Raw genomic sequence first — 11,355 nt, 5'->3', positions numbered from 1 at the left:
CGTACCAGGAGCCGTACAGGGCGCGCTCCCGCTCCACCAGCAGCGGCATCGCGTCCGAGACCGTGACCAGCTCCCGCAACGGATACCGGGCCAGCAGCGCGTCCACCTCGGGGGAGAGCGCGGTCCGCAGCCGGCCGGCCACCGCGAGGGAGTCGTCGCCGAGGTCCCGCGCGGCCGCCAGGACCAGATCGCGCTCGGGCCCCTTGGGCACACCGGCGGCGGCCCGCTCGTACAGCAGCGCGCCCTCCTCCAGGACCAGGCCGACATCGATCCCGGCCGGCACCTTCACGGACATGGTGTGCCGCCAGGTCGCCAGCGGATGGCTCCAGGCCTCGACGCGGAACGTCCAGCGGCCCGTCACGTCCGGGGTGATCTCCGCGCCCCAGCGGTCGCTGCCCTCCGCGAGTTCCCGCATCGGCGTCCACGGGCCGCGGCGGCCCTTCGGATCGCGCAGGACCACGTTCGCGCCGACGGCGTCGTGCCCTTCCCGGAACACGGTGGCCGTGACCTCGAACGTCTCCCCGGCCACCGCTTTCGCCGGGCGCTTGCCGCACTCCACGGCCGGCCGGACGTCGCGTACCGGTACACGGCCGATGGCCGGGGTCCTGGGCATGAATCTCACCTCCGCCGTGCGCGAAGCCGGGCACCCGGCCCGGCTTCGCGATCCGATGGTCGAGCCGGCGCCTGCCGGTCCCGAGGGGAACGCCTTGTACGGTGCCAGGTCAGGGCCTTGGCGCCGTGGAACGCCGCTCCGGTGGCGGCGCTCTTCTCGCCGTCCGGCGCGACTGCGGCCTCCCGTCCTGCTCGCGCAGGTAGGTGACCAGGTTCGTGCGCAGATAGCGCTCGGCTGCGTCCGCTGCCTCGCGGGCACAGCGCTTGCCCATCAGTACGCACAGGGTGTAACCCGAGTCCTCGAAGGTGGCCCGGACCGCGCGGTCGTGCGGCGCGGCGAGCATGACGCGCTCCCACGCCCGGTAACGCCGCAACTGCCGGGCCACTTCGGCCTTGGCGGGTAGCAGCATGGCCCTCTTCACCCTCCACGCTCTCGACTGGGCGCGTTCCCGGCGGTCGGGTGGTGTCCGCGCACGGAGAGGCGCGGGACCGTTACGGCGATCGAGGCTTTCACTTATGGTGCACGCGTGGCGACGCAGCGTCTTGTTGGAACTTCAATCAGTGCGGGTGTCGTCCTCTCGTGTTGCACGAATGGCGTAGTGACCGCACCGTGGAGGTGACTCAGAAGCGATCAGCACTCACGCTATGTGTTCCGGGATCCCTCCCGGACGGGGCGAGGGGAGCGACAGCTTCGCCGGTGAGGAGCAAAGCGACGATGAAGACCGCAGTGCCCTGCTACTACCACCTCGACGTGGAAGTCAGCCCGGAACGGGTGGGACAGGTCAGCCGCATCCTGGCCGCCCATCTCCACTACTGGGACCTCGAGAACCTCACGGACCCCGTCTGCCGAGGCGCCGAACTGCTGTTGCGGGCGATCGACGCGCATGCGACGGACAAGCACACCTCGATCGAGATGTGGTGGAACGGCCAGCACCTCATCACGGCCTTCGGTGACGACGACCCGGATCTGCGCCCGGACCAGGAGCTGCGGTCCTGCCTCGCGGACATCGCCGCGATGAGCGACGGCTGGGGGTGCTGCGCGACCGAGACCGGTAGCAAGGTCATCTGGTTCTCGCAGCGCGCCCGGGCCGGCCAGCGCGTCCCGCTGGTCCCCGTCGCGCCGGCGCCGACCCTGCGGACGGGCCTGCGGGTGCCGCGCGAGGAACCCGTGGCCGTGCTCGCGGGCTCAGCGCCCGCCCGGGACGACGTACTGGAAGGCAGCCGGTGACCGCACAGCAGGACCGGAAAGGGGTGCCCGTATGGAGCGGGCACCCCTACCCGTTGGGTGCCGTGTTCGACGGACAGGGCACCAACTTCGCGCTGTTCAGCGAGGTCGCCGAGCGTGTCGAGCTGATCCTGGTCGACGACGCGGGCACCGGCACGGCCGTCCCGCTGTACGAGGTCGACGGCTTCGTGTGGCACGCCTACCTGCCCGGTGTCGGCCCCGGCCAGCGCTACGGCTACCGCGTCCACGGACCCTGGCAGCCGTCCGTGGGCCACCGCTGCAACCCGGCGAAGCTGCTGCTCGACCCGTACGCCCGAGCCGTGGACGGCCAGATCGACAACCACGCCTCCCTGTACGAGCGCGCCCCCGACGGACCCGCCCCGGCCGACAGCGCAGGCCACTCCATGCTGGGCGTGGTCACCGACCCGTTCTTCGACTGGGGCGACGACCGTCCGCCCAGGACGCCGTACGCCGCGTCGGTGATCTACGAGGCCCATGTCCGCGGCCTCACCCGCGTCCACCCGGACGTCCCCGAGGGGCTGCGCGGCACCTACGCGGGACTCGCGCACCCCGCCGTGCTGGAGCACCTCACCTCGCTCGGTGTGACCGCGGTGGAGCTGATGCCGGTGCACCAGTTCGCCCAGGACGGTGTGCTCCGGGACCGCGGCCTGTCCAACTACTGGGGCTACAACACCATCGGATTCTTCGCCCCGCACAACGCCTACGCCGCCTTCGGCACCCGCGGCCAGCAGGTCAACGAGTTCAAGGCCATGGTGAAGGCCCTGCACGCGGCCGGTCTCGAAGTCATCCTCGACGTGGTCTACAACCACACGGCCGAGGGCAACGAGCGGGGCCCCACCCTGTCGTTCCGGGGCATCGACAACGCCTCCTACTACCGTCTGGTGGACGGCGACTGGGGGCACTACTACGACACCACCGGCACCGGCAACAGCCTGCTGATGCGGCACCCCTACGTACTCCAGCTGATCATGGACTCGCTGCGGTACTGGGTCACCGAGATGCATGTCGACGGCTTCCGGTTCGACCTCGCGGCCACCCTGGCCCGGCAGTTCCACGAGGTGGACCGGCTCTCGGCGTTCTTCGACCTGATCCAGCAGGACCCGGTGATCAGCCGGGTCAAGCTGATCGCCGAGCCGTGGGACGTCGGCGAGGGCGGCTACCAGGTGGGCAACTTCCCGCCGCTGTGGTCGGAGTGGAACGGCAAGTACCGGGACGCCGTACGGGACTTCTGGCGGGCCGAGCCCGGCGCGCTCGGCGAGTTCGCCTCCCGGCTCACCGGCTCGTCCGACCTGTACCAGCACAGCAGACGCCGGCCGCGCGCCAGCGTCAACTTCGTCACCGCGCACGACGGATTCACGCTGCGCGACCTGGTGTCGTACAACGACAAGCACAACGAGGCCAACGGCGAGGACAACCGGGACGGCGAGAGTCACAACCGGTCCTGGAACTGCGGGGCGGAGGGCGAGACCGACGACCCGGCCGTGCTGGAGCTCCGCGCCCGCCAGCAGCGCAACCTGCTGGCCACGCTGCTGCTCTCCCAGGGCATCCCGATGCTCTGCCACGGCGACGAACTCGGCCGCACCCAGCGGGGCAACAACAACGCCTACTGCCAGGACAACGCCCTGTCCTGGGTGGACTGGGAGCTGACCGACGAGCAGCGCGGCCTGACCGACTTCACCCGGCACCTGATCGCCCTGCGCGCCGCGCACCCGGTGCTGCGCCGGCGCCGCTTCTTCCGCGGCGAGACCGCGACCAACGCCGAGCAGCCGCTGCCCGACCTGATGTGGCTGCGGCCCGACGCCCGCGAGATGACCGCCCGGGACTGGCAGCGCGAGGACGCGCACTCGGTCGGCGTGTTCCTCAACGGCGACGCCATCGCAGAACGCGATCCCTACGGCCGCCGTATGACCGACGACTCGTTCCTGCTGCTCGTCAACGGCTACTGGGAGCCGGTCGACTTCCGGCTGCCCGACGAGTCCTTCGGCGAGCGCTGGGCCACCCTGGTCGACACCGCCGAGCCCGACGGCATCCCCGACGAGCGCGAACGCAAGGCCGGCACCCGGCTTCGCGTGGAGGCGCGCGGCCTGGTCCTGCTGTCCCGCCCGTCGCGGTCGGCGAAGTAGCGGGGCCGGGCGGGGCCCGTGCCCTCAGCGGCCGCGGTGCGAGGTGACCGTGAACTGGGCCCCGTCCGGGTCGCGCAGGATCGCCTCGGTCTCTCCCTCGCGCAGCACGCTGCCGCCGTGCTTCTCCGCCGCGCGGACGCATCCGGTCACATCGCTCACCGCGAAGTGGACCTGCCAGTGCGGACGCACCGAGGGGTCAGGGGCCGCCCCCACCGCGCCCGAGTCGATGCGCGCCACGATGTCACCCCGGCTGCGCAGCACCACCTCGCCGCCCTCGTACTCCACCTCGCAGCAGCCCGGCTGGCCGGTCGCCCAGTCGAGGATCTCGCCGTAGAAGATCGCCGCGTCGAAGGCGTCCCGGGTGTGCAGCCGTACGAAGGTCGGGGCCGCCTGCCGCCATGCCTCCCAGTTGCCCACCAGCTCGCCCTGCCAGATCCCGAAGGTGGCCCCGTCCCGGTCGGCGAGCAGGGCCGCGCGGCCGGGCGGGAAGGACAGCGGCCCGACCGCCGCCGTGCCACCGCGCTCACGGGCCCGGGCCACGGCGATGTCGGCGTCCGGCACGGCGAAGTACGGCGTCCAGGCCACCGCCATCTGCCACATCGAGGCGACGGCGGCGATCCCGGCCACCGGGACCCCGTTCGCCAGGGCGATCCGGAAGTGTTCGCCGAGCTTCGCGCCGCGCCAGCGCCAGCCGAAGAGGGCCGAGTAGAACTCCTGGGTGGCCTGGAGATCACGGCTGGTCAGGCTTACCCAGCACGGCGCTCCGAAGACGGAGTGGGTGGAGACGACGTCGTTCCTGCGCGGTCCACCGCCGGCGGGCGTGTCGTGATTCATGGCAGTCGCGTCCTGCTCTCGGGGCCGGGCGGCCACCGGTCTGCACCAGTGTCCAACCGGGAAGGGGTGGAGTGCCTGTCGAGTACCCCGGGTGGCAGGGGTCAAGGCGCCTGCGCACGATGGAGTGATGGGAGAGAGCGAGCCGGACCGGGTGGCCGCGCTGCAGGCGGAGGTCGACCAGCTGAAGGAGGCTCTGTTCTCGCACGCGGTCGTGGACCAGGCGATCGGCATGATGGTGGCCCTCGGCCGGGTCACCCCGGACCAGGGGTGGCAGGTGCTGAAGGAGGTCTCCCAGCACACCAACATCAAGCTGCGCCACATAGCGGAGCTGATCCTGATCTGGGGGCGGTGCGGCGACATCCCGGCCGAGATCAGCGCGGAGCTGGAGGACGCCCTGGACCGCTACGGCCCCGCGCAGGTGCCGGGGACGGAAGGAACATAGCGGCGGCGGCGCGTCCGGCCTCCCGGCGCGCGCCCCGCCGGCCCGCTACCTGGCCCCGGTCACCGGGCCTCCGCGAGCAGTTCCTCGCGCAGCCGGTCGAAGCAGCCGCTGAGCAGCCGCGAGACGTGCATCTGCGAGATGCCGAGCTGCTCGGCGATGCGGCTCTGCGTCATACCGCGGAAGAACCGCAGGTAGAGGATGGTGCGTTCGCGCTCGGGCAGTGCGGCGAGACAGGGGCTGACCGCCGCCCGGTCCACGACGAGGTCGAAGCCCGGGTCCGACTCGCCCAGGGAGTCGCCGAGGGCGTAGCCGTCCGTGCCGGCCACCTCGGCGTCCAGGGACAGCGCGGAGAAGCACTCCAGAGCCTCCATGCCGGTGCGCACCTCGTCCTCGGTGAGCCGGGTGTACTCGGCGATCTCTGCGACGGTGGGCGCCCGCCCCGACGTGGTCTGCGCCAGCTCCTTGAGGGCGACCCGGACCCGGTTGCGCAGGTCCTGGACCCGGCGGGGCACGTGCAGGGTCCACATGTGGTCCCGGAAGTGGCGCTTGATCTCGCCGGTGATGGTCGGCACCGCGTACGCCTCGAAGGCCCGGCCGCGGGCGGGGTCGTAGTGGTCGACGGCCTTGACCAGCCCCAGCGCGGCCACCTGGTACAGGTCCTCGAGGGCCTCGCCGCGGCCGCGGAAGCGTACGGCGATCCGCTCGGCCATGGGCAGCCACAGCCGGACCAGTTCGTCCCTGAGCGCCTGGCGCTCGGGGCCGTCGGAAAGCAGGGCGAGCCGTTCGAAGGACTCGACCGTGTCCGGGGCGTCGTCGTGGGGATGGGGCTTCGTGGTGCCAGTGGGACGCATCGCGCACCTCTTTCGACAGGTGCTGCATGGACAGACACCGCGGGAGGCGCGCTCGGACCTGAGGAGGGACACGGGGGCGTCCGGCAGGGCCGGCTCCCACGGCTGTGCCTCCTGTCCGAAGCACAGTGGTTCCCATTCCCTCTGATGGACGTATCAAAACAAAAAAGGCATAGCGGCGTATATGGGGCGGGGTGGTGTCCCTTGACCGCCTCTTGGCGCGATACCTCTGTAACAGAGGTAATCTTCAGGAGTGGAAGCCGACACCTTTCCGGAAGAGCTGGCCGACTCGCTCGTCCGCATCCAGCGGCTGATCCGGCGCCGGCTGCGCGGCGGGCTCACCGGCCCCCGGCTGCGCGGCGCCGAGATCGAACTGCTGCGGCTGGTCGAGTCCCGGCCCGGCATCGGCATCTCGGACGCGGCCCGGCAGCTGCACCTGGCGAGCAACTCCGTGTCGACCCTGGTCAACCAGCTCGTCCGGGACGGCCACCTGGCCCGCGAGACCGACCCGGCCGACCGGCGTGCCGCCCGGCTGCTGCTGACCGAGACGGCCGAGCGACGGCTACGGGACTGGCGGCGCCGCCGCACCGAACTGATGGGCCGGCAGGTCTCCGGGCTCGGAGAGGCCGACCAGGAGGCGCTGCGGGCGGCTCTGCCGGCACTGCACCGGCTGGCCGTGATGCTGCACGAGGAGACCGAGGAGACCGAGGAGGCCGAGGGACCCGAAGGGTCCGGGCCGGCCCGGGCGCCCGGGACGTCCGGCGAGACATGAGCACCAGGGAGGGCGAGCAACCATGACGAGCGACACCCCGGGCGCACCCGGGACCTCCGGCGCCGCCGAGGCGGCTCCCGGTCCCGCGGCCCCCGCCGCTGCCCAGGCAGCCCCCGGTCCCGCCGACGCCGCTGGTGCCCAGGCCGCCCCAGGCCCCGCCGACGCCCCGGGCCAGGCCGTCGCCTGCACCCGGCTCGCCTACGCCTTCGGCGACACCCGTGCCGTCGACGGGCTCGATCTGGCCGTCCACGAGGGCGAGGTGTTCGGGCTGCTGGGACCCAACGGCGCCGGCAAGACCACCGCCATCCGCTGCGTCACCACCCTGCTGCCCGTGCCCGCCGGCATGGTCCGCGTCTTCGGCCACGACGCCGCCCGTGAGCGCATGGCGGTGCGCCGGCTGCTCGGCTACGTCCCGCAGCAGCTGTCCGCCGACAGCGGGCTCACCGGCCGGGAGAACGTCGCCCTGTTCGCCCGGGTCTTCGACGTGCCGCGCCGCGAGCGCGCCGCACGCGTCACCCAGGCCCTGGACGCCGTCGGCCTCTCCGACGCCGCCCACCGGCTCGCCGGCACCTACTCCGGCGGCATGATCCGCCGCCTCGAACTCGCCCAGGCCCTGGTCAGCGCGCCCCGGCTGCTGATCCTCGACGAGCCCACCATCGGTCTGGACCCGATCGCCCGCACCGGCGTGTGGGACCACATCAACTCCGTACGCGCCGCCACCGGCATGACCGTCCTCGTCACCACCCACTACATGGACGAGGCCGACCAGTACTGCGACCGGGTGGGCCTCATGCACCGCGGCCGTATCCGTGCCCTCGGCACCCCGGCCGCGCTGCGGCAGGGCCTCGCCGAGCGCCGGGGCACCGACCACCTGCCCACGCTGGAGGACGTCTTCCGCGATGTCGCCGGCAGCGGCCTCGACGACCACTCCGGAGGAGGTTTCCGCGATGTCCGAAGCACCCGCCGCACCGCCAACCGGGTCGGCTGACCTCGCTCCCGGGCGGGCCGGCGCCCTGCTGCTCACCCCGCCCGTGCCACGCGCCGGCTGGCGGCTGCTGCCCGCCCGGGTGATCGCCATGTGCACGGTCGAACTGCAGAAGCTGCGCCACGACCGCACCGAGCTGTACACCCGTGCGGTCCAGCCCGCCCTGTGGCTGCTGATCTTCGGTCAGACCTTCACCCGGATCCGGGCGATACCCACCGGCGGGATCCCGTACATCGACTATCTGGCGCCCGGCATCATCGCCCAGTCGGCGATGTTCATCGCGATCTTCTACGGCATCCAGATCATCTGGGAGCGGGACGCCGGCATCCTGAACAAGCTGCTGGTCACGCCGACCCCGCGCTCGGCCCTGATCACCGGCAAGGCGTTCGCGGCCGGGGTGAAGTCGCTGATCCAGGCGGTCGTCGTGATCGTCATCGCCGCGCTGCTCGGCGTGGCCCTCACCTGGAACCCGCTCAAGCTGCTCGGCGTCGCCGCCGCGGTGGTCCTCGCCTCCGTGTTCTTCTCCTGTCTGTCCATGACCATCGCGGGGATCGTGCTCAGCCGCGACCGGCTGATGGGCATCGGACAGGCGATCACCATGCCGCTGTTCTTCGGTTCCAACGCCCTGTACCCCGTCTCGGTGATGCCGGGCTGGCTCCAGGCCGTCAGCAAGGTGAACCCGCTCAGCTACCAGGTCGACGCCCTGCGCGGTCTGCTGCTCGGTACGCCCGCGCATCTCGCCGCCGACTTCGCCGTCCTGGTCGTGGCCGCCGGGCTCGGCATCACCGCGGCCTCCGCGCTCCTCGGCCGCCTGGCCCGCTGATCTTGCCGTCGACGTGATGTACGGCACGCCCCCGCTCCCCGCCGGGACGGGCCGCGTGACGATTCTTCCTGGGCAGCGCTTGATCAGCGATCAAAGGGGGTGAATCCCCTGGCCACAGCGCATTCTGCTCATTTGACAGTGCGCTGAGCGCACAGATAGACAGCAGCTCTCGAAGGTCGAGAGGGGCACTGTGTACGAGCCGAACGTGGTCGGTGACTGGCAGGAGTACGAGGAGCATGCCGGTCTGCGGGTCCGCGTCCACCGCCTGGCGGCGGCCGAGCCGCCGCGCGGACGGGACGACGCCGCGGCCGGGCTGTCGTACTTCACCCTCCGGGTGACCGTCGAGAACCGCGGCGCGCAGCACTACGGCATCCATCTGGAGGACGGTCAGATCGACGTCCGCGTCGGCCCGGACGGGGAGGGCGCCTTCATCGACTGGCGCAGCTCCCAGTTCATCGAGGGCTTCGACGTCTATCCGCTGCGCCGGGCCACCGCCGTGCTCTACGCCGCCGCGCCCGAGGCCGCCCTCAGCCATGTGGACGTGCAGGTGCAGCTGCGGGTGGACGAGGACTGGGCCGACCGCCGGATGTGGGCGGGCGGCATCGGTGTCCTGGAGCCGTCCGCGCCGGCCGCGCCCGCGGGTACCGGGCAGGGCAGTCTGGCCCACCAGGTCAGTGCCTTCCTGAGGGACCAGACGGAGCCCGGCACCGCCTGAGGCGGGCCGGGGCGGCCCGCCTCGCAGAGGGTCAGTGCGGGATGCCGTCGATGATCTCCCGCGCGCCCTGCCGCAGCAGCGCCACCGCGACCGAGGTGCCGAGCGTCGCCGGATCGAGCCGGCCCGCCCACTCGTGGGCGTTCAGCCGGGTCTTGCCGTCCGGGGTGAAGACACAGGCCCGCAGGGAGAGTTCACCGCCGCGGTCCACGCGCGCGTACCCGGCGATCGGGCTGTTGCAGTGTCCCTGGAGGACGTGCAGGAACATCCGCTCGGCCGTGGCCTCCCGGTAGGTGTCCGGGTCGCCGAGCCCGCTGACCGCGTCGATCAGATCCGTGTCGTCCTCGCGGCACTGCAGGGCGAGGATGCCCGCGCCGATCGGCGGCATCATCGCCTCCGGGGACAGCACCTCGCTGATCACGTCCTGCCGGCCGATGCGTTCGAGGCCGGACACCGCGAGCAGCAGCGCGTCGGCCTCGCCCGCGGCCAGCTTCTCCAGCCGGCGGTTGGCGTTGCCGCGGAACGGCACGCACTCCAGATGCGGGTGCGTGGCGGCCAGTTGGGCGATCCGACGCACCGACGAGGTGCCGATCCGGGTGCCGGGCGCCAGCTCGTCCAGGGTGCGTCCGCCCGGGTGCACCAGCGCGTCGCGGATGTCGTCCCGCTTCAGGAACGCGGCGAACACCGTCCCGGCGGGCAGCGGCCGGTCGGCGGGCACGTCCTTGACGCAGTGCACCGCGAGATCCGCCTCCCCGGCCAGCAGAGCGGCGTCCACCTCCTTGGTGAACGCCCCCTTGCCCTCGACCTGGGACAGATCGCCGAGCCACTTGTCGCCGGTGGTCTTCACCGGTACGACCGCGGTGCGCACACCCGGGTGCAGCACCGCCAACTCGGCGCGGACCCGCTCGACTTGGGCCAGGGCCATGGGTGAGTCACGGGAGACGATTCGGATCAGTTCGGGAACCGGCATGCGCACACGATAGACCCCGGAGCCTCACGCGGACTCCTCGGGCACGTCGGCCGCCGACTCCTCGGGGGTGAGGTCGGGGCGCAGCCGCAGCCAGGACGGCTGGCGCAGCAGCCCGGCCCGGGTCCGGGTGCTGTAGCTGACCTCGCCCACCAGCCGGGGCAGCACCCAGCGGGCGCCCGGGACGCGCGGGACGGGGTCGAAGGGGCAGCGGTCGCTCGCCGCCTCCCGCAGCAGTTCCGCCAGCCGGGCGCGCTCGGCCTCGCTCCAGCCGGTGCCCACCCCGCCGACGTACCGCAGCCGCCCCCCGGCGCGCTGGCCGGCCAGCACCGCGCCGGGCAGCCCGCTCAGCCGGCCCTTGCCGGGCAGCCAGCCGCCGACGATCACGTCCTCGGCGCGCATGTTCCGGATCTTGATCCAGGCGCGGGAGCGCACCCCCGGCTCGTACACCGAGTCCAGCCGCTTGCACACCAGGCCCTCCAGGCCGTGCTCCCGGGTCGCGCGCAGCGCCTCCGCGCCGTGCCCGGTCACGGCGCCCGGCGTCGACCAGAACGGTCCGGCGAGTCCCAGCTCCGCCAGCAGTGCCCGGCGCCGTGCGTAGGGCTGCCGTACCAGGGGCTCCGCCAGGTAGGGCACGTCGAACAGCACCAGGTGCACCGGCACCAGGGCGGCCCGGCGGGCCGCGCGCCCGGGGGAGTGCGCGAGCCCCATCCGGCCCTGGAGCAGCTGGAAGTCGGCCCGGCCCCGCTCGTCCAGGGCCAGCACCTCGCCGTCCAGTACGGCGGGTGTGCCGCCGAGGGCCGTGCCGAGCGGCCGCAGTTCGGGGTAGGCCCCGGTGATGTCCTCGCCGGAGCGGGCGCGCAGCAGGACGCTGCCGTCACCGGGCAGGTAGACCATCACCCGCTGGCCGTCCTGCTTGGTCTCGTACGCCCAGCGGGCGTCCTGGGCGGCGGGCGGCAGGGTGCCGGGGGTGGCGAGCATCGGCGGGATG

General features: G+C 72.4%; 13 protein-coding genes. 7 read left to right on the top strand and 6 right to left on the bottom strand.

Features of this window, described 5'->3' with window-relative positions:
- Positions 1–613 (bottom strand): maltotransferase domain-containing protein (locus ACF073_RS40760; RefSeq protein ID WP_392076608.1); only part of this gene is annotated, 613 nt, incomplete at its 3' end.
- Positions 614–722: 109 nt separating this feature from the next.
- On the bottom strand, positions 723–1,022 hold the full coding sequence (locus ACF073_RS40755; RefSeq protein WP_392076607.1) for a DUF5133 domain-containing protein: 300 nt from the start codon (positions 1,020–1,022) through the stop codon (positions 723–725).
- A gap of 305 nt (positions 1,023–1,327) precedes the next feature.
- Between ACF073_RS40755 and ACF073_RS40750 the strand changes: the two genes are divergently transcribed.
- Together ACF073_RS40750 and glgX are read left to right on the top strand one after the other, a co-directional pair.
- A complete protein-coding gene (locus ACF073_RS40750; protein ID WP_392076606.1) occupies positions 1,328–1,840 on the top strand; it encodes a pep a2 in 513 nt (170 codons plus the stop codon).
- Positions 1,837–3,981 (top strand): glycogen debranching protein GlgX, encoded by a 2,145-nt coding sequence (gene glgX / locus ACF073_RS40745; protein WP_392076605.1) that lies wholly within the window; start codon positions 1,837–1,839, stop codon positions 3,979–3,981. The genes ACF073_RS40750 and glgX overlap by 4 nt, the downstream gene beginning before the upstream one ends.
- Positions 3,982–4,005: 24 nt before the next feature.
- Here glgX and ACF073_RS40740 read toward each other — a convergent pair whose 3' ends face one another.
- Entirely contained in the window at positions 4,006–4,815 is an 810-nt protein-coding gene (locus ACF073_RS40740; RefSeq protein WP_392076604.1) for a VOC family protein, read from the bottom strand.
- A gap of 127 nt (positions 4,816–4,942) precedes the next feature.
- Here ACF073_RS40740 and ACF073_RS40735 point away from each other — a divergent pair, with 127 nt between their 5' ends.
- Positions 4,943–5,257, top strand: a complete 315-nt coding sequence (locus tag ACF073_RS40735) for an ANTAR domain-containing protein (protein WP_392076603.1) — start codon at positions 4,943–4,945, stop codon at positions 5,255–5,257.
- A gap of 59 nt (positions 5,258–5,316) precedes the next feature.
- Here the strand turns inward: ACF073_RS40735 and ACF073_RS40730 are convergent, their stop codons facing one another.
- Entirely contained in the window at positions 5,317–6,108 is a 792-nt protein-coding gene (locus tag ACF073_RS40730; protein WP_392076602.1) for an RNA polymerase sigma factor SigF, read from the bottom strand.
- Between the two features lie 250 nt (positions 6,109–6,358).
- Between ACF073_RS40730 and ACF073_RS40725 the strand changes: the two genes are divergently transcribed.
- From ACF073_RS40725 to ACF073_RS40710, 4 genes are all read left to right on the top strand, one after another.
- The gene (locus ACF073_RS40725; protein WP_392076601.1) at positions 6,359–6,877 is read left to right on the top strand and encodes a MarR family winged helix-turn-helix transcriptional regulator; all 519 of its coding nucleotides are present in this window, start codon (positions 6,359–6,361) and stop codon (positions 6,875–6,877) included.
- Between the two features lie 22 nt (positions 6,878–6,899).
- Positions 6,900–7,865 (top strand): ABC transporter ATP-binding protein, encoded by a 966-nt coding sequence (locus ACF073_RS40720; RefSeq protein WP_392076600.1) that lies wholly within the window; start codon positions 6,900–6,902, stop codon positions 7,863–7,865.
- Entirely contained in the window at positions 7,825–8,685 is an 861-nt protein-coding gene (locus tag ACF073_RS40715; protein WP_392076599.1) for an ABC transporter permease, read from the top strand. Before ACF073_RS40720 ends, ACF073_RS40715 begins: the two co-directional genes overlap by 41 nt.
- A 190-nt stretch (positions 8,686–8,875) precedes the next feature.
- Positions 8,876–9,400 carry a hypothetical protein gene (locus ACF073_RS40710; RefSeq protein ID WP_392076598.1) on the top strand — a complete coding sequence of 175 codons (525 nt, stop codon included), beginning with the start codon at positions 8,876–8,878 and terminating at the stop codon, positions 9,398–9,400.
- A gap of 31 nt (positions 9,401–9,431) precedes the next feature.
- Here ACF073_RS40710 and hemC read toward each other — a convergent pair whose 3' ends face one another.
- Positions 9,432–10,373 (bottom strand): hydroxymethylbilane synthase, encoded by a 942-nt coding sequence (gene hemC / locus ACF073_RS40705; protein WP_392076597.1) that lies wholly within the window; start codon positions 10,371–10,373, stop codon positions 9,432–9,434.
- An 18-nt stretch (positions 10,374–10,391) separates the two neighbouring features.
- Positions 10,392–11,345, bottom strand: coding sequence for an ATP-dependent DNA ligase (locus ACF073_RS40700; protein ID WP_392076609.1), 954 nt, complete (start codon positions 11,343–11,345; stop codon positions 10,392–10,394).
- Between the last annotated feature and the right edge of the window lie 10 nt (positions 11,346–11,355).

It is taken from the genome of Streptomyces sp. NPDC015171, assembly GCF_043079545.1.
GTDB lineage: Bacteria > Actinomycetota > Actinomycetes > Streptomycetales > Streptomycetaceae > Streptomyces.
The sequence above is the reverse complement of the archived record's forward strand: the minus strand, read 5'-3'. Positions and strand labels throughout refer to the sequence as shown.